The 22,110-nt window shown below is 38.0% G+C and carries 20 protein-coding genes; all 20 read left to right on the forward strand.

Features of this window, described 5'->3' with window-relative positions; all coding sequences use genetic code 11:
- The first annotated feature begins 5 nt into the window (after positions 1 to 5).
- The 20 genes from murC (at position 6) to purH (ending at position 22,041) form a co-directional block, all read left to right on the forward strand.
- Positions 6 to 1,340 (forward strand): UDP-N-acetylmuramate--L-alanine ligase, encoded by a 1,335-nt coding sequence (gene murC, locus HFP47_RS02170; protein WP_004164289.1) that lies wholly within the window; start codon positions 6 to 8, stop codon positions 1,338 to 1,340.
- Positions 1,341 to 1,411: 71 nt separating this feature from the next.
- Complete coding sequence (locus tag HFP47_RS02175) at positions 1,412 to 2,131, forward strand: Bax inhibitor-1/YccA family protein (protein WP_014324494.1); 720 nt, start codon at positions 1,412 to 1,414, stop codon at positions 2,129 to 2,131.
- 136 nt (positions 2,132 to 2,267) lie between these two features.
- A complete protein-coding gene (locus HFP47_RS02180) occupies positions 2,268 to 2,663 on the forward strand; it encodes a DUF1093 domain-containing protein (RefSeq protein ID WP_179875962.1) in 396 nt (131 codons plus the stop codon).
- Positions 2,664 to 3,046: 383 nt separating this feature from the next.
- Positions 3,047 to 3,364, forward strand: coding sequence for a hypothetical protein (locus HFP47_RS10500; protein WP_257229684.1), 318 nt, complete (start codon positions 3,047 to 3,049; stop codon positions 3,362 to 3,364).
- Complete coding sequence (locus tag HFP47_RS10505; RefSeq protein ID WP_373562319.1) at positions 3,337 to 4,185, forward strand: hypothetical protein; 849 nt, start codon at positions 3,337 to 3,339, stop codon at positions 4,183 to 4,185. Before HFP47_RS10500 ends, HFP47_RS10505 begins: the two co-directional genes overlap by 28 nt.
- 500 nt (positions 4,186 to 4,685) lie before the next feature.
- Entirely contained in the window at positions 4,686 to 7,367 is a 2,682-nt protein-coding gene (gene polA, locus HFP47_RS02190) for a DNA polymerase I (protein ID WP_179875963.1), read from the forward strand.
- Between the two features lie 32 nt (positions 7,368 to 7,399).
- Positions 7,400 to 8,395, forward strand: a complete 996-nt coding sequence (locus HFP47_RS02195) for a class A sortase (protein WP_011679507.1) — start codon at positions 7,400 to 7,402, stop codon at positions 8,393 to 8,395.
- 150 nt (positions 8,396 to 8,545) lie between these two features.
- On the forward strand, positions 8,546 to 9,775 hold the full coding sequence (locus tag HFP47_RS02200; RefSeq protein WP_042252905.1) for an ATP-binding protein: 1,230 nt from the start codon (positions 8,546 to 8,548) through the stop codon (positions 9,773 to 9,775).
- A gap of 89 nt (positions 9,776 to 9,864) precedes the next feature.
- Complete coding sequence (locus HFP47_RS02205) at positions 9,865 to 10,203, forward strand: MerR family transcriptional regulator (RefSeq protein WP_010289022.1); 339 nt, start codon at positions 9,865 to 9,867, stop codon at positions 10,201 to 10,203.
- Positions 10,204 to 10,215: 12 nt separating this feature from the next.
- Positions 10,216 to 11,562, forward strand: coding sequence for a type I glutamate--ammonia ligase (glnA, locus tag HFP47_RS02210; RefSeq protein ID WP_011679509.1), 1,347 nt, complete (start codon positions 10,216 to 10,218; stop codon positions 11,560 to 11,562).
- A 267-nt stretch (positions 11,563 to 11,829) separates the two neighbouring features.
- Entirely contained in the window at positions 11,830 to 12,315 is a 486-nt protein-coding gene (gene purE / locus HFP47_RS02215; RefSeq protein ID WP_042252907.1) for a 5-(carboxyamino)imidazole ribonucleotide mutase, read from the forward strand.
- A complete protein-coding gene (gene purK / locus HFP47_RS02220) occupies positions 12,312 to 13,421 on the forward strand; it encodes a 5-(carboxyamino)imidazole ribonucleotide synthase (RefSeq protein WP_042252909.1) in 1,110 nt (369 codons plus the stop codon). Before purE ends, purK begins: the two co-directional genes overlap by 4 nt.
- Entirely contained in the window at positions 13,405 to 14,154 is a 750-nt protein-coding gene (locus HFP47_RS02225) for a phosphoribosylaminoimidazolesuccinocarboxamide synthase (protein WP_038534119.1), read from the forward strand. The genes purK and HFP47_RS02225 overlap by 17 nt, the downstream gene beginning before the upstream one ends.
- A 1-nt stretch (position 14,155) precedes the next feature.
- A complete protein-coding gene (purS, locus tag HFP47_RS02230) occupies positions 14,156 to 14,425 on the forward strand; it encodes a phosphoribosylformylglycinamidine synthase subunit PurS (protein ID WP_004164272.1) in 270 nt (89 codons plus the stop codon).
- Positions 14,422 to 15,090 (forward strand): phosphoribosylformylglycinamidine synthase subunit PurQ, encoded by a 669-nt coding sequence (gene purQ, locus HFP47_RS02235; protein WP_042252914.1) that lies wholly within the window; start codon positions 14,422 to 14,424, stop codon positions 15,088 to 15,090. The genes purS and purQ overlap by 4 nt, the downstream gene beginning before the upstream one ends.
- Positions 15,091 to 15,094: 4 nt before the next feature.
- A complete protein-coding gene (gene purL / locus HFP47_RS02240; protein WP_179875964.1) occupies positions 15,095 to 17,311 on the forward strand; it encodes a phosphoribosylformylglycinamidine synthase subunit PurL in 2,217 nt (738 codons plus the stop codon).
- On the forward strand, positions 17,290 to 18,900 hold the full coding sequence (purF, locus tag HFP47_RS02245) for an amidophosphoribosyltransferase (RefSeq protein ID WP_115231025.1): 1,611 nt from the start codon (positions 17,290 to 17,292) through the stop codon (positions 18,898 to 18,900). The genes purL and purF overlap by 22 nt, the downstream gene beginning before the upstream one ends.
- Positions 18,897 to 19,934, forward strand: a complete 1,038-nt coding sequence (gene purM, locus HFP47_RS02250; protein WP_011679515.1) for a phosphoribosylformylglycinamidine cyclo-ligase — start codon at positions 18,897 to 18,899, stop codon at positions 19,932 to 19,934. The genes purF and purM overlap by 4 nt, the downstream gene beginning before the upstream one ends.
- Positions 19,928 to 20,518 carry a phosphoribosylglycinamide formyltransferase gene (gene purN / locus HFP47_RS02255; protein ID WP_115231026.1) on the forward strand — a complete coding sequence of 197 codons (591 nt, stop codon included), beginning with the start codon at positions 19,928 to 19,930 and terminating at the stop codon, positions 20,516 to 20,518. Before purM ends, purN begins: the two co-directional genes overlap by 7 nt.
- Positions 20,515 to 22,041 carry a bifunctional phosphoribosylaminoimidazolecarboxamide formyltransferase/IMP cyclohydrolase gene (gene purH, locus HFP47_RS02260; RefSeq protein WP_042252920.1) on the forward strand — a complete coding sequence of 509 codons (1,527 nt, stop codon included), beginning with the start codon at positions 20,515 to 20,517 and terminating at the stop codon, positions 22,039 to 22,041. Before purN ends, purH begins: the two co-directional genes overlap by 4 nt.
- Positions 22,042 to 22,110 lie beyond the last annotated feature (69 nt).

Genomic DNA, 22,110 nt, shown 5'->3' on the forward strand with positions numbered 1-22,110 from the left:
AAAAAATGAGTAAAAAATATTATTTTATTGGCATCAAAGGTACTGGAATGGGACCGTTAGCACAAATTTTGCATGACCAAGGAAATGAGGTGCTTGGTTCAGATATTGATACGTATACATATACGCAAGCTCCATTAGAGGCAGCAGGTATTAAAATATTAACATTTGATGCAAGAAATATAGATGCCAATCAAGATGCTATTTTTGTGAGGGGAAACGCTTTTAATAATGATCAAATTGAAGTGGCTCGGGCATTAGAAATTGGTGTAACCATGGTTTCGTATCCAGAAGCTGTTCAAGAACAAATATCACAAACTACATCCATAGCAGTTGCAGGAGCCCACGGCAAGACGTCCACAACCGGATTACTAGCTCACGTGTTGAAGAATATTGCCCCTACCTCATATCTTATCGGAGATGGTACAGGACGAGGCGTGCCTAACTCACAATTTTTTGTTGTTGAGGCAGATGAATATCGTCGTCATTTTAAAGATTATGCCCCGGATTATGCGATTTTAACAAATATTGATTTTGATCATCCTGATTATTATACTGGCATTGAAGATGTAACGTCTGCATTTGCTGATTTTGCTAATAATGTTAAAAAGGCTATTTTTGCTTGGGGTGATGATGAGCACTTGCGTTCTTTGAAACCCTCAGCAGATGTTTACTACTATGGCGTCAATCCAGAAAGAGATGATTTTGTAGCGACTAACATTCACAAATCAACTCAGGGGTCGCATTTTGACGTTGTTTTTCGTGGTAAAGACTTAGGCGAATTTGCTGTTCCTTTATTTGGGCAACATGGTATTTTAAATGCGTTAGCAGTGATTGCTGTATCTTATATGGAAGAGGTTGACCTTGATTTAATTCGTCAATATTTGCTGACCTATCAGGGGGTTAAACGTCGTTTTAGTGAAAAGCAAATTGCTGATATTACAGTGATTGATGATTATGCTCACCATCCAACAGAAATTACAGCGACATTAGACGCGGCACGCCAAAAGTATCCCAATAAAAAAATTATTGCCATTTTCCAACCGCATACTTTTTCACGCGTAATTGCGTATAAAGACGAATTTGCTAGCAGTTTAGAAGCGGCAGATCAAGTTTATCTAGCCAATATTTTTGGCTCTGCACGAGAACAAGCCGGAACGATTACTTCCAAGGACTTAGGATCTGAAATTAGTAAGTTTGGTGGCATCATTGAAGAAAACGACATGAGTCTGTTAATGCCATATGAAAATGCTGTAATGGTCTTTATGGGCGCTGGTGACATTGAAAAATATGAATTTGCTTATGAAAAGCTACTTGGCCAATTGAGAACAGACTTGACTTAATATCTATTTAATGTGATTTCTGTTATAATTGATATAACCAGAATTGTTTAGAATACTGGAGGTAAATAGTAATGGATAATTTTAATATGAACGCCCGTCGTGATGTGACGGGTGTAGATGAGGGAATGCGCGCATTCTTTAAACAGACATATAGCTTTATGGGTATAGCAGTTTTACTTACCGCAGTGACAGGCTTTATAGTACAAAACTTTTTTTTGGAACAAGTTGCTAAGTTGCTTGTAGGTAATGTTATTGGTCTTTTGGCACTGTTGGGTATTCAGATGTTGATTATAACGATGATTGGTCGTGCAACTTTTAAAAATCCTGCTCGTGCTTTTGGCTTGTTGATGGCTTTTGCAGTGGTTGAAGGCTTGACGCTTGGTGTCTTGTTAGCTGTTTATACAGGAGCTTCTGTGATGATGGCTTTCGTTTCTGCATCCGCGGTTTTCGGTGGAATGGCAGCTTATGGTGTTTTCACAAAACGTGATTTGACGGGACTAGGTTCGATTTTGTTTGGTCTGTTAATTGGTTTGCTGATAGCATCAATTGCTAATATGTTTTTCTATAGTGGAATCGTTTCGCTATTGCTCTCATGGGCTAGTGTCGTTGTCTTTTCCTTATTTACAGCATATGATAATCAGAACTTGAAGGTAATGTATTCACAATTTGCTGGTCAAGCAGATACAACAGGACTTGCAGTAAATGGCGCCTTGAGATTATACCTAGACTTTGTCAATATTTTCTTCGCGCTGTTACGCATCTTCGGCGTTGTTAGTGGCTCACGCGACTAATGAAGAAGACCCATATGGGTCTTTTTTTTGTGAAAAAAATTTAGTTATAAACTAGAAACAAAAATTTTAATTTTAAAAAATAATCACGTATAATGAAATAGTTGGTAAAATATGAAAATTATTGTTGAGGAATATTATGAATTTGAATCGGAGAAAAAGCATTATTTTGGTATCAATTATCTTGGTATTACTGGCTATTGTTTTTGTGCAAGCAGCACGTTATTATCATGATACATATGTAACAGAAGTCGGCTATGCCAAAGCATCTGCACATGTTCCTAAAAAAGAAAAAACTACAGATGATAACGGGAAGGTTATTGCTCATTCACATAGTTATATATACAAATTTCACTTTGTTACCAAAAAAGGTGAAAGAAAGACACTCAATTATGAATTAAGTGGTGAAAATGTAAGACCATTGAAAAAGAATAGTTTTGTTAAAGCCGATATTAGTGATAAACGGGTAGTAAAAGGTCCATACATCATTAGTAAGTCAACAATTCCAGATAATATTATTCATAAGCTGAAATAATACTTTTGAACACTTTCACAAATACTGACTAGTATAGTCCATTGCTTTCAAAATGTTATCGTTTTAAAATATTGTATGTGCTTTTCAACTCTACCGAAAAATGCACACTCTTGAATGTGGGACCACATGTTTACCTATTGTGTGGCTCTTTTTTATTTAGTTAAAATGACTAACGTTTGACAAATAAAATGTTTCAGGTAAAATAAATCTTATGCGCAAATTTAAGGGAGAGAGTATTTTTATGACATTTACAAGACTACTAAGGGTAGCTGGAGCAGTATTTTCACTGTTTTTCATCAGCACTTCACCTGTGCTGGCGGGGACTGTGACATCAAATGAGTATCAACAATATTATCACCATAATATTGAGCAAGGGCTTATGAATGACGTACAAAGTATTTGGCAGGATTCATCGGGGATACTACCATATTTACTATTTAGCTGATTTGAATTATAAGCATGATGACGATGGCACGGAATGGTATCATGTTAAGACAAAAGATTTCGTACATTACGAGAAACTAGGTATCGCTATTCCAAAGTTTCAGAATAAATGGGAAGCAGTTGCGACTGGATCAGTAATTAAAAACACGAATAAGTTCTTTTCTGATTTGCCAAAAAAGCAATCATCGCTTATTTCACTAGTTATACACCAACGGGACAAAAACAATATGTGGCTTATTCTATCGATAATGGTGTGACCTATCAACCTTATTCTGACGGAGCTATTATGTCTGCATCATCTGCAAAAGCTCACTTTAGAGATCCATACGTCTTTTTCAATAAAGAAACGAAAAAAATGACGATGTATCTTGCTGAAGACGATAAAATTGGTGTTTATACTAGTGGCGATGGTAAAAACTTCAACTATGTAGGTGCTACACCATTGAACAGCGGTGCTTTAAATGGTAAGGATCTGGGATTGATTGAATGCCCAAATCTAAAAACAATGTGTGATACAACTACGGGGACAACTAAAACGGTGATGTTTTTCGGTGCTAATGGCTACAATTACGGTCAGACCAGTGGTTCTTATTATATGGTTGGGCACCTTGATGATAATGGTGTATTTGTTGCTGAACAGCAACCAAAGCGTGTTGATGATGGTTCAGATTATTATGCTAGTAACTATTTTCAAACATCGGATAACACGAATATATTGTCAATTGGTTGGTTAGGTAATTGGGAGTATTCATGCAAAAAAATAGTTGATGCGAATAATGAACAATCATATAAGTTGGGATCATTATCGTTAGCGCATCAATTGAATTTAACCAAAGTTAATGGTGAGTACACAATGACATCTTCACTGGTTAAGCCCTATGATAGTTTGACAAAAACAGTTAAAGATACGATTAATACAAGTCAATTATCTAAAGATAACGATGGCTATTATCAACTATTGGATACCCAACGCTGGACAAGTCAAAACTTCTATTTACAAATGACAAATAAAAGAAGGGAACTGTCTGTGGAAACATTCATTTGTCATTCAAGCAAAAAGATTCAACCGTTGACTTAAATTATAATGCAGATACCGGATATTATACGGTAACACGACAAACAAAAATATCGCTGATAGTGATGCAAATACTGAATATAATAAAAAATTTGTCGAACAAAGCGGCGTCGTTAATCCAAATGTCTTCAAGCTGCATGTATACACGGATAAAACAAGTGTTGAACTTGAATTCGAAAATAGTGGACGTACTTATTCATTATTAAAGTATTCGACAGAAGAAAATTTATTATTTAATATTGAAACTGACAGTGAGAACGACTTGTTTTATTCGATGAGCAATATTGATAATAAATAATCTTTGCTAATTAGCAGCATTTTTAACTAAATAAAAAAGCACGTAGAACTTTTAGCTGGTGAATTTGGCTAAAAGTTTTTTATCTTTTTGACTAGTAACAACATAAAATGCGTGCAAAAACTGGTTCATAAGAAATTACTATACTTAAGTGATATATCAACGTGTGTTACACTTAATATAGATAAATATAAGATGGGACATTAAGATGACCAATAAAAAACTATTACTTATTGATGGTAATTCGCTGGCTTTTAGAGCTTTTTATGCGATGTACAATCAGTTAGATCGTATGATCTCGCATGAAGGATTGCATACAAATGCATTAGTAGCTTTTAATAACTTTTTAGATAAAATTGTAGATCCAATGGCTCCAGATTTAGCATTAGTGGCTTGGGATGCTGGTTCTGGAAAAGAAACGCATCGTGGGAAGTTATTTCCTGAATATAAGGATGGCCGTTCTAAAGTACCAGAGGAATTTAAAGAACAGTTTCCATATTTACGTGAAATGGTTATGTTGCATGGATTGCGGAATTATGAACAGGCTGGATTAGAAGCTGACGATATCATTGGAACTTATTCACGTATGGGTGAAGCAGCAGGATATTCTGTCATTATTGTAACTGGCGATCAAGACTTGACGCAATTAGCCACGGAAAACGTTACTGTAAACGTGACTAAAAAAGGTGTAACAGATATTGAAAGCTATACACCAGCTTATATTAAAGAAAAATTTGGGATTACACCGGCTCAAATCATTGATAAGAAGGCGTTGACGGGCGATACATCTGATAATTACCCTGGTGTTACAAAGGTCGGTGAAAAGACAGCATTAAAACTTCTTGCCGAATATAATAACATTGACAATTTGTATGATAATATCGATAAACTGAAGCAGTCAAAAATGAAGGACAATTTGATCAATGATCGTGAATTAGCCTTCCAAGCACGTGAATTAGCTACAATTTTAACTGATGCTAACTTACCTTTACTGCTTGAAGAAATGGAATATAGAGGTGTCGATTTTGAGAAGATTATTCCATTCTATGAAAATTTGGATTTCAAACAACATTTAGCGAAAATAAAAGCATTACGTAAATCTGGGCAGCTTGAGAATACAAAAGAATTTGACAATGGTATAAATTTTGTCGAATTAAAAGAAAATAATTTAAGAGCAATTGCGATGCTAGGTGATAAGATATCAGTTCATATTGAATTTGTGGGTGATAATTATCACGAGGGTGAAATGATTGGTTTCGCTATTGGTAATCCAGAAGTTGGCTACTATGCTAGTCGTGACATCTCCTTGTTACAAACTGAAGAGTTGAAGTCGGTGATTGAGAATGAGCAGATTTTAAAAAATGTTTTCAATGTTAAAGCACAGCTTGTATTATTTAAGCGACTTGGTTTGGCACTTAAGGGCGTGAATTTTGATTTTATACTGGTTGCATATTTGCTTGATACGGTAGCTAATGATAATGTTTTGTCCACTTTGGCACAGCGTTTTGATGTTTATTTGGCACCTGATGAAGATATTTATGGTAAAGGCGCCAAATTCACTGTGCCAACCGATACCAATCTTTTATTGTCGCACATTGCTCATAAAGCGGATGGACTTTTCAAATTAGAAAAACCAGCGTTCACAGAATTAAAGCAACACGAACAAACGCACCTATATACGGACATTGAGCTACCATTAGCGTTTGTTTTAGCTGATATGGAATATCAAGGTATTAAGGTCAATCCTGAATACTTACGAAATAAAGGCAAAGATTTATCCGAACGAATAGCTGATATTCAATCAGCCATCTATATTGAAGCTGGTGAAGAGTTTAATCTAAACTCACCAAAACAATTAGGGGTATTGTTGTTTGAAAAAATGGGTTTGCCTGTAATTAAAAAAACAAAGACAGGCTACTCAACGGCTGTGGATGTTTTAGAAAAACTAGCACCACAAGCGCCTATAGTTGACCATATTTTGCAGTATCGTCAGCTAGCGAAACTAAAATCAACTTACATTGACGGCCTGCTTTCAGTTATATATCCTAAGGACAGCAAGATTCACACACGATTTTTGCAGACTTTGACACAAACTGGTCGATTGTCATCAGTTGATCCTAATTTGCAGAATATTCCAATGCGTTCAGAAGAAGGGCGCTTAATCCGAACAGCATTTGTTCCTAGTCATCCGAATTGGCAAATATTTGGTGCCGATTATTCTCAAATTGAATTACGTGTTTTGGCCCATGTTACGGGTGATAAAAACATGCAAAAAGCCTTTCTAAATGGCGAAGATATCCATGCCGAAACAGCTCGAGCTGTCTTTGGCTTAGCCGATGATGCAGTAGTTGATCCACTTAAGCGTCGTACGGCTAAAGCTGTGAATTTTGGTATTGTGTATGGTATTTCGGATTATGGATTGGCTAATAATTTGGGGATTTCACGTGCCGAGGCGAAACGTTTTATTGATACTTATTTCCAAGAGTTCCCTCAAATTCATGAATGGATGAATACAATTAAGACTTTTGCACACGAACATGGTTATGTAGAAACAATTGCCCATAGGCGACGTTATTTGCCAGATATTCAAGCAAAGAACTTTAATTTAAGGTCATTCGCTGAACGCACTGCGATGAACTCGCCCATCCAAGGTTCAGCAGCAGATATTATTAAAATTGCGATGATAAAGGTTAACGAGGCTTTACGAGAGAATAATTTACAGGCGAGAATGTTGCTTCAAGTACACGATGAATTGATTTTTGAAACCCCCGTAGACGAAATTGATGAATTGACCGAAGTTGTTACGAATGTTATGGATTCAGCCGTTGCATTAGATGTACCATTGAAAGTTGATGCACATCATGGTGACACTTGGTACGATGCAAAGTAGGATCACAAGAATTCAGGTGAGGACGGATTATTATGATGATAAAATTGCCTTCAGTATTAGCAGTGGCGTCTAGTGGCGACATGACAGTATGGCAGATCATGCAAAAAATAGGGATATATGTTGCAGTTTTTGTGATGATCTTTTTGTTAGTTGCTGCTAGTCAACTCGTAATTTCTAGACTGCGTCATAAGAAGTTTAGTCATCATCATTTGTTTTATGATGCACTGTTTGTTACAAGTTTCATCTCGTTGCTTGTCCTTGGAGGTTCTTACTTATACCAAAAAAATGTGGCGGGCATCAAAACAGTTATTTTGAAACCAATTCATGAACAAGAACGCAAAACGGCTAATAAAAAAGCATCAGAGGATACAACTTCGCGCGCCCTGATTCGAAAAATGGTTATGCGAAATGCAACAAAAAATTTTGAGAAACAAGGATTTGTATCAATTCCAAGTACAAATATTTTATTGCCAATTTATAATGATGCCTATAGTGATGAAGGACTGAACCTTGGTGCAAATTACGCGAATAAATCTGAAAAAGATCCGGAGGGGAAACAAAAGCCAGTTATGGGACAGGGAAACTATGGGTTGGCAGCCCACAATTTTAATGATGGTCAGACTGGATTTAGCGCGTTGCAACAGACAACCAATAATGATTCACCGTATTTGCAAGATGGCAAGGTGAAGGGTTCATCATGGTTAAACGGGAAAAGCGTTTTGTTGGCTAATAGCAAGGGGATTTACCGATACGAAATTACTAGCCAAAATACAGTTGCATCAACAGAGGTATCAGTGTTAAACCCAACTAAGAAAGCACAGTTAACGATTATTAGTTGCCTTTTCCCATCAACGGCATATCGAATTATTACACATGCTGAATTGAAAAAAACATATACGTGGCGTAATGCACCCGAAAAATTGGTTAGTGAATTTAATTTGAAAGTACGCAATACTAATGCCCGTGTGAGTTGGTGGAATCCAGGAATAGAAGAAGGCGCAAATGGTGATGCTGGTGGAACAAAATAAATTGAATTGACTGAATAAAAATGGTTTCAGATAATGAAACCATTTTTTGATAAATAAAATTCATTACCATTTATTTATACAGTGAACAGCGCTATAATAAGCGAAAGCATAAAAATAGTGTCAAAAATTTTTCTTTATATAGGAATAAAAATGATAGATAAACAAAAACGTAAGGATACTTCACTAATATTTAAGCGACAATTTTTCGATGTGAAAGCACAAGAATATTTGCCCATTTCTGCTGATGAATTATTATCTCAGCACTTGCTAATTACTGGTGTTACTGGTAGCGGAAAGTCTTCGACTGCGCTAACCATTATAGAAGAGCTCAAAAAGAACCAGCAGAATGTTATTGTATTAGATCCAACAGGTGAATTCCGTACAATACCAAATGTACAGCGTATTGTGTTGGGGGATGATGGTTTCTTTGATGTTACTCACTTAACGAGTGATCAAATTGCTCATCTATTAAATATTACAGATGAATCGCTGCTAGCCAATTTACCCGCTGCAATTGAAAGTTTGCAAATACAAAACAATGTTGTAGCAAAACCAGGAATCTATAAAAAGATCAATAGAAGCCAAATTGAACATGATAACCTAGTGGAACAGCTTAAAATTAAGGATAAATACTTTGATTTAAGCTTGCTGGCTAATCAGTTGCAAGAAGAATTTATTACGCCTTATGTTGATGAGCGTGCTGATTTTTCATTATTAGGACAAATTTATGATAAGGAAGCCATTGCCAAAGCATGGTCAAGTCTTGCTCAATTAAAACAAACCTTAAAAAATAAACAAATACGTACTTTATTGTTAAGATCAACGAAACAAGAAATTGTGCACTATGATGTCGATTATTTACTGCGATTGTTTATAACACGTCGGGCGACGAAACAGAGTTTGATCATCGATTTATCTTTGTTTAGTCACGAACAAAAATTAAATCAAGTACTTGTTGAAATTCTGACTCTGCAGATGATGAGCATAGCAAAACTTAATGGACTAAGCTTTCCTGTAACAATCTTTATTGATGAAGCACATCGATACTTGTCTAAAGATGATCATGGCAATTACGGCATCTTTTCGTTAATTCGTGAGGGACGAAAACTAGGATTGGATTTGATGCTGAGTACACAAAGCCCATTAGATGTTCCTGTTGAGTTACTCGGACAATTTGGTAGCTTTATCGTGCAGCGATTAAACACACGAAATGAAATGAAAAGCTTATTAATCATCAAAGAGGACCTAATTGACCAAGTAGCACATTTAGCAACTGGGGAGGCGATTTTAAAAACAATTGGTCGCCAGGAGTTGAAAAAGGTCAAAGTGGAACTGAGTACAATTAGCCATCAAACCGAAAATATTCCATTTGGTCTATAACTAAACTTAATGTTAGAAAACCTGACACATAATTTGCAAAGGTTATTAATTTCGTTTAGAATAAAAGTATCTTAAGCGGAGGTATTGTGATGAGCGAACGCGAATTGAGACGTAATTTATCAATTTTACCAATTGGTACTGTACGCGAGCTCACGTTATTGACTGATCGTCAGATTAGATACTATGAACAACAGAAATTAATTGCGCCGGGTCGCGGCAAAGGTGGCCAGAGACGTTTTTCATTAAATGATGTTGATCGTTTGCTCGAAATTCGTGATTTCTTGGATGCTGGAGACTCTATCAAGGATATTCAAGAAATTTTTGCCAAGCAACGCCGTAAAGCACAAGAAAAACAAGATTCAGAAGCAGCACTACGCCGTTCACTACAAAAAGAATTCGCCCAACTTGGACGATTCGGGGCTCATTAAGAAAGGACAATCATGGCTCGCAAAACTTTTACCAAAGAAGAAATTAAGCAAATCGTGGCAGACGAAAACGTGGAGTTTATCCGCGTAACATTTACAGACGTCTTGGGCGCTATTAAAAATGTCGAAGTGCCCACATCACAGTTAGATAAAGTGTTAGATAATGATTTGATGTTTGACGGTTCATCTATCGAAGGATTTGTGCGTATTAATGAATCAGATATGTATCTATATCCTGATTTGTCCACATTCATGATTTTCCCATGGGCGACTGACGGACACGGCGGTAAGGTGGCACGATTAATTGCTGATATTTATACAGCGGATCGTGAACCATTTGCTGGCGACCCTCGTCACGCACTACGTACTGTGTTGACAGAAGCACGTGAAGCTGGATTTACTTCATTTAATGTTGGTACTGAGCCTGAATTCTTTTTGTTCAAGCTTGATGAAAAAGGAAACCCAACCACTGAATTGAATGATAAGGGTGGCTACTTTGATTTGGCACCTTTGGATATGGGTGAAAATGTTCGTCGTGAAATCGTCTTGACATTGGAAAAGATGGGCTTTGAAATCGAAGCAGCTCACCACGAAGTTGCTGAAGGTCAACACGAAGTTGATTTTAAGTATGCATCAGCATTGGAAGCGGCAGATAACATTCAGACATTTAAGCTCGTTGTTAAAACAATTGCGCGTAAGAATGGTTACTTTGCAACATTCATGCCAAAACCAGTTGCTGGCATTAATGGTTCAGGTATGCACACAAACATGTCTTTGTTTACTAAAGAAGGCAATGCATTTGAAGATGTTTCTGATGAAATGGGACTTTCAAAAGCAGCTTATAACTTCTTGGGTGGTGTTTTGGAACACGCTACAGCCTTTACAGCTTTGGCAAACCCAACTGTTAACTCATATAAGCGTTTGACGCCTGGCTTTGAAGCACCAGTTTATGTTGCTTGGTCAGCTTCAAACCGTTCACCAATGGTACGTGTTCCAGCATCACGTGGGCAATCAACACGTTTGGAACTGCGTTCAGTAGATCCAACGGCCAACCCTTACACATCTCTTGCAGCAATTCTTGCTTCAGGATTAGATGGTATTAAGCGTGAGTTGGAACCATTGGCTTCAGTTGATAAAAACATTTATTTGATGGATGAAATTGAACGTGAGCGTGCCGGTATTACGGATTTGCCAGACACATTGTTGGCGGCAGTTCGTGAACTTGCAGCTGATGACGTTGTCCGTGCAGCGATTGGTGAACATATTGCTGACAAATTTATTGAAGCAAAGAAGATTGAATATACATCATATCGTCAGTATGTTTCTCAATGGGAAACAGATTCATATTTAGAAAAGTATTAATTTCGTAGAAGCAGAAATGCTTCTTTTTTATTGCTCAAAATTTTAGACGAACGTTCAGTTTTGATGTTTTTGTAAACGCATACATCGCTAACGTTCGGATAAAAACAAATAAATGTCAAAAACGTTCGTTATATACGAACTATTTTTTAATTATTGTGAATTTTCTTATTTTAAAACGAACACAAATGTATAAAAATCTGTTAAATTGTAATTGTAAACGAACGATAACCTTGCAAATCACAAAAATTGTACACATTGGAGAAAAATATGCCTCAAGTTGCAGTTGTCATGGGATCAACTAGTGATTGGTCCAGCATGAAAAAAACGACAGAAATTTTGGATATATTAGGTGTTACTTACGAAAAACACGTCATTTCAGCGCATCGCATGCCTCAAGAATTACAATCATTTGGCACACAAGCAAGAAACAATAAGCTTCAAGTAATTATTGCTGGTGCCGGCGGCGCGGCTCATTTGCCTGGTATGCTGGCAGCTAATACAACGCTACCAGTCATCGGCGTGCCGATGCAATCACGGGCACTAAATGGACTGGATTCTTTACTCTCTATTGTTCAAATGCCAGCGGGGGTTCCCGTTGCAACAGTTGCAATAGGTGATGCAGGTGCAAAAAATGCGGCAATTCTAGCCGCACAAATTATTGCTTTAAATGATAATGACGTATTGCAGGCCTTGAATGAATATCGAGAACGCCAAACAAAGACTTCTATTGAAAGCGAGGCAGAATTGATATGACGGGAGTAATTTTACCGCCGGCAACGATTGGTATTATTGGTGGTGGCCAACTTGGTCAAATGATGGCTCTTTCTGCAAAAGAAATGGGGTACCGTGTCGGAATTTTGGATCCCACGAAAGGCTCTCCAGCTGGGCAAGTATCAGATTTTCAGATAGTTGCTGATTATGATGATGTCGAAGCATTAAATGAATTATCACGACGAAGTGAAGTGTTAACATATGAATTTGAAAATGTTGATCGAGATGCATTGAATAAGCAAAGCGATGCAGAATTGCCGCAAGGTACAGAACTACTAAGAATTACAAGCGATCGCATTACTGAAAAAAAGTTTATTCGGGATGATGCTAAAGTACCAGTCACAAATTTCATTGAAGTAAATTCACCCGAAGATTTACGAAAGGTAACTTTACCAGCTATCTTAAAAACAGTGAGTGGAGGATATGATGGCCATGGTCAGTGGTCAATTAATACAGTGCAAGATATTGTTAATCTTGAAAAAGATTTTCCAGATACGCAATTAATTTTAGAACAAGTTGTGAATTTTAAACAAGAGCTAAGTATTATGGTTTCACGTTCCCAAGATGGGCAAATTGTGACCTGGCCGATTGTCGAAAATGTTCATGAAAATCACATTTTAAAAACGACAACAGCACCTGCCGACATCTCATTAACACTCAAGAATAAAATTGAAGCAATTGCTGAGAATATCGCTGAGTCACTTAAATTGCGTGGCGTACTTGGTATTGAGTTATTTGTCGCTGACGAGGAAGTATGGGTTAACGAATTAGCACCGCGACCACATAATTCTGGACATTATAGTATTGAAGCGACAAATGTATCACAGTTTGAAGGACATATTAGAAGTATTGTCGGTCTACCTATACCAAAAATTGAGTTGCAAAGCCCTGCTACAATGTTGAATTTGTTGGGCGATGAGTTAACACAAGCTAGAGAAGATTTAATTCATCATCCTGAGTGGCATTTTCACGATTATGGTAAATTGGCTGTTAAACCTAATCGTAAAATGGGACATATTACGGTATTAGGAACAGAAAATGGTCGAAAATTAAAAGAATGGGGTGACTTGCATGAGCAGCGCAACTGAATACGAAGACAAAACAGTGACTCGCGGAGAACTGAAATATCAAGGCAAGGCGAAACAAGTTTATTTCACAGATAATCCTACAATTTTGTGGGTTCATTATATGGATCAAGCAACAGCTTTAAATGGTAAGGTACATGAAAATATACCAGAAAAAGGCCAATTGAATAGTGCAATTTCGCATATATTATTTGAACATTTAACACGTCAGGGCATTGAAAATCATTATCTTTCTTCGGTTTCTGAAACAGACGAATTGGACTTAGCCCTTGAGATTTTGCCCATTGAAGTGGTTACGCGAAACTACGCATCAGGGCATTTTGTAAGTAAATTTAACGCAACGCCAATGCAAAAATTAACACCAGTTGTTCAAGAATTTTACTATAAATCAGACGAGCTGGATGATCCCTTCATGAATGATTCTCAAATTTTAGCTCTTGGTTTTGCCACATTATCTGAACTCACAAAATTACGTGCATATGCCCAAGAAGTTAATCAAGCGCTCACAGAAATATTTGATGAAATTAATATTAACTTAGTCGACTTTAAATTAGAATATGGTCGTGATAGTGAGGGAAAGTTAATCTTGGCTGATGAATTGTCACCAGATAATATGCGTTTGGTCGACCAAAAAACAGGTAAGTCACTTGATAAAGATGTATTTCGAAAACATGCTGGTGATGTTACTGTTGGTTATCGTGATGTTCTATCACGTTTAGAAAATTTGGAGAAATAATATGTACTTAGCAAAAATATATGTCACATACAAGCCATCAATCCTTGATCCACAAGGTGAAGTGATTAAAGCTGCGTTAAATCGTATGGATTATAGCGGAATCGAGCAAGTATCACAAGGAAAATATTTTGAAATTAAGCTGAAAGCGACCGATGTTGATGCTGCTACTTCAGAAGTTGAAAGTTTCACTGATGCCCTATTAATCAATCAAAATACCGAAACCTACCGCTTTGATTTATCTTTGGTAGATGAGGACGAGGTACTATCATGAAAGCTGCGGTTATTAGTTTTCCAGGATCAAATTGTGATTTTGACATGTTACATGCATTGCAAGAATTTGGTGTTGATGCAGAAATTGTTTCTGCAAAACATAATAATTTGAAAGAATATGATGCAATCTTTTTACCAGGTGGTTTTTCATACGGAGATTATTTGCGTACAGGAGCGATTGCCCGTTTTTCACCAATCATGAGTGCTGTGACACAGGCGGCTAATGATGGCAAGCTTATTGTTGGCATTTGTAATGGATTTCAAATTTTGACAGAAGCTGGTTTGCTACCTGGACAACTATTAACAAATAAAAAACCAGGATTTATTTGCGATGAGATAGCACTTTCAATTGCAAATCCAAACACTGCTTATACAAATACTTATGATTCTGAAGAAATAATTAATATTCCTGTGGCACATGCAGAAGGAAATTATTATGCCGATGCAGAAACATTGACGAAACTTGAAGAGGATAATCTGATTGTTTTCCGATATGTGGATAATCCCAATGGATCAGCACATGATATAGCGGGGATTATGAATGAAAATGGTAACGTCTTTGGTATGATGCCACACCCAGAGCGTGCAGTTGATGCAGTGACTGGTAACGAAGATGGTAAGAACTTTTTCAAAAGTATTTTGAGCGGCATTCTAGCAGGAGCCTAATATAATGACAACAAATGAATTATCACCCGAAGAAGTACGTGACAGTAAAATTTATATAGAGTGGGGGCTTACAGAACAAGAATATGATTTGATTGTTAAGGAGTTAAAGCGTCTACCTAATTTTACTGAAACAGGCATTTTTTCAGGAATGTGGTCGGAACACGTTTCTTATAAGAAATCAAAGCCAATTTTGCGCAAATTCTGGTCATCCAACGAACGGGTTTTACAGGGACCAGGTGAAGGTGCTGGAATTTTAGACATTGGTGACAATCAAGCAGTTGTTTTTAAGGCTGAAAGTCATAATCATCCTTCATTTGTTGAACCGTATGAGGGGGCAGCAACCGGAGTTGGCGGTATCTTACGTGATATTTTTTCAATGGGTGCCCAACCTATTGCTGTACTGGATTCGCTACGTTTTGGTGAATTGGACAATGCGCATACAAAACATATTGTTGACGGTGTCATAGCAGGAATTGCGGGATACGGTAATGCGATTGGTATTCCCACAGTGGGAGGCGAAATTGGTTTCGATGGCGTTTACGCTGGCAATCCATTGGTAAATGTTATGGCTGTTGGCTTGATGGACCAAAATGCTATGCAAGTTGGACAAGCTAAAGGCATAGGAAATTCAATTATCTATGTTGGTGCTAAAACTGGTCGTGATGGTATTAATGGCGCTTCATTTGCCTCTGCTGAGTTTTCAAGTGCAGAAAAATCTGATCGTTCGGCTGTTCAAGTTGGCGATCCATTCTTGGAAAAGTTGGTGATGGACGCAACGCTCCAAGCAATTCGTGAACATTCTGATATTATTGTTGGCATTCAAGATATGGGTGCAGCTGGACTCCTATCTTCGAGTTCTGAAATGGCTGCTAAAGCAGGCATGGGTATTCACTTGAACTTGGATATGGTCCCTCAACGTGAAACAGGAATGACGCCATATGAACTAATGTTGTCAGAGTCGCAAGAACGCATGGTGCTGGTTGTTAAAAAGGGTGAAGAACAAGCTATTATTGATTTGTTCCAATCGGCTGATTTAGATGCTGTAATCATTGGTCAAGTTACCGATGATGGTCGTTATCGATTAAACTTCAAAAATGAAGTTGTTGCAGATGTGCCTGTTGATTTCTTAACGCATGCGCCAAAGCAAGACTTACCAATGATTGAACCGGCAAGATTGGCGAACTTTACAGATGAACAATTTGAGCCAGACATGGGTAACGTCAAAGAAACAATATTAACATTACTCGCACAACCAACAATTGCTTCTAAAGCATCGTTGTTCCGACACTTTGATTCTCAAGTGCGCGCTGATACGGCTATTAAGCCTGGTGGAGATGCGGCGTTGATTCGTATTCGTGATACGCAAAAGGCATTAGCGATGACAACAGATGTCAATGCTCGTTATTTATATCTCAATCCACGTGTGGGTGCCAAAATGGCAGTTGCTGAAGCGGCTAGAAACATTGTATCCACAGGGGCAAAGCCAATTGGCATCACAGATGGCTTGAACTTTGGTTCACCGGATAATCCAGAAGTTTATTATGAGTTGGATCAAGCTGTTGCTGGGATTAATGGCGTGGCTAAACATCTTGACACACCAATTATTTCTGGAAACGTGTCTCTTTACAACGAAACAGATGGGCAAGCAATTTATCCCACACCAATGATTGGCATGGTTGGTTTGCTTGAAGATATCACAAAAGCAACACGAACGGCATTTCAAAAAGCAGGCGATAACATTTATCTTGTAGGGCGAACGAAAGATAGCTTTAACGGTTCAGAAATTCAAAAGATGCAAACAGGACATATTGCCGGTCAATTATTTGATTTTAATGATGAGGACGAGTTAGCAGCGCAACAGTTCATTCTAGATGTCACTGATCAACGTCTGCTTAATAGTGCGCATGATTTATCTGAAGGTGGATTAGTCGTTGGTCTTCTTGAGAGCGCCTTTGCTGGAAATCTTGGTTTTGATATCTCGGTAGACTTAGCCGATAAGTATTTATTTTCGGAAACACCAAGTCGTTTTGTAGTCAGTGTGTCACCTGAAAATAGGACAACATTTGAATCACTAGCCGGTGACCGAGTAATAAAATTAGGTGTGGTTACTGCAGATGATACGATTAATATTACAACGACAACAAGCGATATTCAATTGTCATTAAGCGAAACGAAGAAAATCTACCAGGAGAGTATCGCATGGAAACTAAACGCGGAGTAACGATGATGAACGAACAAAAAAATGAAACATCACGTCTTAATGTGCGTAGTTTGAATGAAGAATGTGGCATTTTTGGCGTCTGGGGTCGATCCGATGCGGCGCAATTAACATACTATGGACTACATGCATTACAACATCGTGGTCAAGAGGGTGCTGGTATTGTTGCTAACAATAATGGTCATTTGTGGCAAGAACGTGGTTTAGGTCTACTGAGTGATGTTTTTCGAGATACATCTCGCATTGAAGCATTATCTGGGAAAAGTGCTATTGGTCATGTGCGTTATGCCACAGCTGGATCTAATGGGTTAGAAAATATCCAACCTTTGATGGTGAATTTTCATGACATGCAAATCTCATTAGCGCACAATGGTAATTTGACAAATGCCCTTACATTACGTGAAAATTTGGAAGAAGAAGGGGCCATTTTTCAATCATCTTCTGATTCTGAAATTTTATTGCATTTAATTCGCCGATCTAAAGCAGACAAATTTATTGATAAACTAAAAGAAGCTTTAAACATTGTACATGGTGGATTTGCGTTCTTGCTATTGACGCCACATGGAATGTTTGCTGCGTTGGATCCACACGCGTTTCGACCTTTTGTCATTGGTCAAATGCCGGATGGTCACTACATTGTTACATCTGAAACAGCTGCTATTGAAGTTGTTGGTGCCAAGTTCGTACGCGATGTACAACCTGGCGAACTAATCGCGATCGACGACAATGGTTTAACCATCGATACATATACTGATAAAACCACTTTAAATATTGACTCGATGGAATATATCTATTTTGCTCGCCCTGATTCAATGATTTATGGTGTGAATGTACACAAGGCACGTAAGCGGATGGGGGCAGCTTTAGCAGCAGAACAGCCGGTTCCGGAAGCAGACATTGTTGTTGGCATTCCGAACTCTAGTTTGAGTGCAGCCGCTGGGTTTGCTGAAGCCAGTGGTTTACCAAATGAGATGGGGTTAGTAAAAAATCAATACATTGCGCGTACATTTATTGAACCAACACAAGATAAAAGAGAACGAGCCGTTCGTATGAAATTAAGCGCTGTCCGTGACGTTGTTGTTGATAAAAATGTCGTTTTGATAGATGACTCAATTGTTCGTGGAACAACCTCTATGTTTATCGTGCGAATGCTGAAAGAAGCTGGTGCTAAATCAGTTCATGTAAGAATTGCGAGTCCTATATTTAAATTTCCGTCATTTTATGGTATTGATATGCAAACAACAGAAGAACTGATGGGCGCAAATCATTCATTGCTTGAAATGACAAAAATGATTGAAGCTGATTCACTTGGATTTTTGTCAGTTGATGCACTGGTTAAGGCAATTGACTTACCATATGATGGAGAAGGAACCGGGCTAACGACCGCTTACTTTGATGGGCATTATCCAAGTCCAATTTATGATTATAAAGCCAGTTTAGACCGATTTGTTCGTTCTGGAGAAGTTGATTTTGTTCCTGAACCAGTAACCACTTATCATCCCCGTCAAGTGGCTTCATTGCGACATCAGGAGCTTTTGTCAGATGGCACTATCCATTTAGATTCACAAACAATTCAGGGGGTGGAAATATGAGTGAGAAAAATGCGTATCAGAAAGCTGGCGTCGATATCAAGGCTGGAGAACGTGCTGTTGATTTAATGAAAGATGCAGTTGCAGATACATATAATGACCAAGTGCTTGACGGTATTGGTGGTTTTGGCGCTGCATTTGCTTTAGGAAAAGGATACACTGATCCGGTTTTGATTTCAGGCGCTGATGGGGTAGGAACAAAACTACTGTTGGCTATCGCTGCGGATAAACATGATACAATTGGACAAGATTTAGTAGCGATGGTGGCTAATGATATCTTAGCTCAGGGCGCAAAGCCAGCTTTCTTACTGGATTATTTAGCTGTGGACAAGATGAGACCAGAAGTTGTTGCTGAAATTGTCACTGGCATTGCCAAAGCCGCCAAAGCATCAAATATGTCTCTAATTGGTGGTGAAAGTGCTGAACTACCAGGATTGTACGCGGAAAAACATTATGACTTAGCAGCTTTTGCTGTTGGTATTGCAGAGCGGCAACAATTATTGTCTGCAAAAAATGTCTCTGAAGGAGATGTTTTGATTGGTTTGCCATCTTCTGGAATTCACTCTAACGGCTATTCGCTAGTACGTCAGGTTTTTGGTGTTCAGTCGGATGACGACTTTAATCAATTATCTCCTGAGACAAAGGCAACCTTACTGACTCCAACAGCTTTATATGCTCAATCTGTTTGGCCGGTTGTTGCAGCCAACCTTGTGCAGTCCATGGCGCATATTACTGGTGGAGGAATCATAGAGAACTTACCTCGAGCATTGCCCGATAATGTTTCTGCTGAAATAAGCTGGGGTTCATGGCCAATTTTGCCTATTTTCCACGAACTACAAGCTAAAGGACATTTATCTTTAGAAGATATGCTATTGACGTTCAATAATGGATTAGGTATGATTCTGATTGTAAAGCCACAACAATTAGCAGATGCAATGACCTTATTAACTCATCAAAATCAAACAGCCTACGTGCTTGGTAAAATAACGCCTGCTCAGAACGATCGAGTTGTCTTTACAGGTAATGAACCATGGTGAGAAAAGTAAAGTTAGCAGTTTTTGCGTCTGGTACGGGGACCAACTTTCAAGCATTAAATGATGCTATTTTACAACGAAATCTGAATGCTGAAATCGTACGTTTGATTGTTGATAAATCAACTGCTGGTGCCCTGAATTTAGCGAAATTATTCGGTATTCCTGCTACAGCAATCAAATATTCTAATTATGAAACGAAGATCGAAGCGGAACAGGTCATTATTAATCAACTTAAAACAGATCAAGTTGATGGTATTTTATTGGCTGGTTATATGCGTATTTTGACGCCAAAGTTAATCGATACCTATTCAGGGAAGATTATTAACCTCCATCCGGCCATGCTGCCTAAATTCCCGGGACGACACAGCATCCTAGATGCCTTTGAAGCCGGTGTTTCAGAGACCGGTGTAACCGTTCATTTTGTGGATAATGGCATTGATACCGGTGAGATAATTGCTCAAGAAGCTGTCCCAATTTTGGTGAATGATACCATTGATTTACTTGAGACACGTATTCATAATGTTGAACATGTGCTGTATCCCAACACACTTGCAAAGTTAATAGATGAAGGAGTATTTTTAAAATGACACGAGCATTACTTAGCGTTTCTGATAAAAGTGGTTTAATCCCTTTTGCCAAAAATTTAGTTGAATTAGGTTATGAATTGGTATCTACTGGCGGTACTCATAAAGTGTTGGTCGATGCCGGTTTAGATGTTATTTCAATTGATGAAGTAACTGATTTTCCAGAAATGTTGGATGGCCGTGTAAAAACTTTACATCCTCGTGTCCATGCTGGTTTACTTGCTCGTCGTGACTTACCAGAGCACATGGCTAAATTAGCAGAATTTGATATCACACCGATTGATATGGTAGTTGTTAATTTATATCCCTTCAAATCAACCATCCAAAAAGAAGGTGTTACTGAGGCGGAAGCAATTGAAAACATTGATATTGGTGGACCCTCAATGTTACGTTCTGCAGCTAAAAATTTTGCATCAGTTTTGCCAATTGTGGATCCAAAAGATTATGATGTTGTTGTCAATAAGCTAAAAGCTGGTGAAGTGGATCGTGAATATCGTAAGTCATTAGCCGCAAAAGTGTTTCAACATACTGCCAGTTATGATGCCTTGATTGCCAATTATTTGACGGAAACATCATTTCCTGAAAATCTAACATTAGCTTACGAAAAATTTGATGATATGCGTTACGGGGAAAATCCACATCAACCAGCTGCTGCCTATAAGACAGCCTTACCTGAAGCCTATTCGGTTCTGAATGCTGATATTTTACACGGCAAACAATTGTCATATAACAATATTCGTGACGCTGATGCAGCCCTTAGAATAATTGCTGAATATGAAGAAACGACAGTTGTTACAGTTAAGCACATGAATCCAGCTGGAATAGGGCAGGGACAAACTTTGGAAGCTGCTTGGGATCAAGCCTTTGCTGCTGACGATATTTCAATTTTTGGTGGTATTGTAGCGCTTAATCGTGAAGTTGACGCAGCAACTGCCGAAAAGATGCATGATATTTTCCTTGAAATTATTATTGCACCAAGCTTCACACCGGAAGCATATGAAATTTTAGCAGCTAAAAAAAATCTTCGTTTGCTGACATTACCATTTACAACAAGTATTCCACAAAAATTGGAAGTCACTTCCGTATTAGGTGGGGTGGTTGTACAAGAGCGTGATTTGGTTGGTGAGTCTGAAAATAATTTTACCGTGGTTTCAAAAGCACAGCCTACTAAAGAACAGTTACAGGCAATGGTTTTTGCTCAAAAAGTAGTGAAACATGTGAAGTCAAATGCTATTGTTGTCGCTCGTAATGGTCAAACATTAGGCATCGGTGCAGGACAGCCGAATCGTATTGATTCAGTTGTTTACTCAATCCAAAAGGCAGAAAAAAAGCCAGGGTTTGATGAAGCAGTATTAGCTTCAGATGCATTTTTCCCAATGGATGATTCTGTTCAGTATGCAGCAGAACATGGTATTAAAGCGATTGTTGAGCCTGGTGGATCTATAAAAGACAAGGATTCGATTGCCAAGGCTGATGAATTGGGCGTTGTCTTAATATTCAGTGGAACACGTCACTTTAAACATTAAAATACTGACAAAAAGCGCTGTTTAGAGCGCTTTTTTAGTTGAATCACATTATTTTTTTAGGTATACTTA

It is taken from the genome of Leuconostoc sp. DB-1, from assembly GCF_013414845.1.
In the GTDB taxonomy this organism is placed as follows: domain Bacteria; phylum Bacillota; class Bacilli; order Lactobacillales; family Lactobacillaceae; genus Leuconostoc; species Leuconostoc mesenteroides.

Bases quoted from the DNA above. Each gene is read 5' to 3' on its own strand.
- HFP47_RS02195 (WP_011679507.1), top strand. From the start codon at position 7,400: ATGATGATAAAATTGCCTTCAGTATTAGCAGTGGCGTCTAGTGGCGAC.
- murC (WP_004164289.1), top strand. From the start codon at position 6: ATGAGTAAAAAATATTATTTTATTGGCATCAAAGGTACTGGAATGGGA.
- purN (WP_115231026.1), top strand. From the start codon at position 19,928: ATGGTGAGAAAAGTAAAGTTAGCAGTTTTTGCGTCTGGTACGGGGACC.
- purM (WP_011679515.1), top strand. From the start codon at position 18,897: ATGAGTGAGAAAAATGCGTATCAGAAAGCTGGCGTCGATATCAAGGCT.
- purS (WP_004164272.1), top strand. From the start codon at position 14,156: ATGTACTTAGCAAAAATATATGTCACATACAAGCCATCAATCCTTGAT.
- HFP47_RS02205 (WP_010289022.1), top strand. From the start codon at position 9,865: ATGAGCGAACGCGAATTGAGACGTAATTTATCAATTTTACCAATTGGT.
- purF (WP_115231025.1), top strand. From the start codon at position 17,290: ATGGAAACTAAACGCGGAGTAACGATGATGAACGAACAAAAAAATGAA.
- polA (WP_179875963.1), top strand. From the start codon at position 4,686: ATGACCAATAAAAAACTATTACTTATTGATGGTAATTCGCTGGCTTTT.
- HFP47_RS02175 (WP_014324494.1), top strand. From the start codon at position 1,412: ATGGATAATTTTAATATGAACGCCCGTCGTGATGTGACGGGTGTAGAT.
- glnA (WP_011679509.1), top strand. From the start codon at position 10,216: ATGGCTCGCAAAACTTTTACCAAAGAAGAAATTAAGCAAATCGTGGCA.
- purE (WP_042252907.1), top strand. From the start codon at position 11,830: ATGCCTCAAGTTGCAGTTGTCATGGGATCAACTAGTGATTGGTCCAGC.
- purK (WP_042252909.1), top strand. From the start codon at position 12,312: ATGACGGGAGTAATTTTACCGCCGGCAACGATTGGTATTATTGGTGGT.
- HFP47_RS10500 (WP_257229684.1), top strand. From the start codon at position 3,047: ATGACGTACAAAGTATTTGGCAGGATTCATCGGGGATACTACCATATT.
- purQ (WP_042252914.1), top strand. From the start codon at position 14,422: ATGAAAGCTGCGGTTATTAGTTTTCCAGGATCAAATTGTGATTTTGAC.
- HFP47_RS02225 (WP_038534119.1), top strand. From the start codon at position 13,405: ATGAGCAGCGCAACTGAATACGAAGACAAAACAGTGACTCGCGGAGAA.
- purL (WP_179875964.1), top strand. From the start codon at position 15,095: ATGACAACAAATGAATTATCACCCGAAGAAGTACGTGACAGTAAAATT.
- HFP47_RS02180 (WP_179875962.1), top strand. From the start codon at position 2,268: ATGAATTTGAATCGGAGAAAAAGCATTATTTTGGTATCAATTATCTTG.
- HFP47_RS02200 (WP_042252905.1), top strand. From the start codon at position 8,546: ATGATAGATAAACAAAAACGTAAGGATACTTCACTAATATTTAAGCGA.
- purH (WP_042252920.1), top strand. From the start codon at position 20,515: ATGACACGAGCATTACTTAGCGTTTCTGATAAAAGTGGTTTAATCCCT.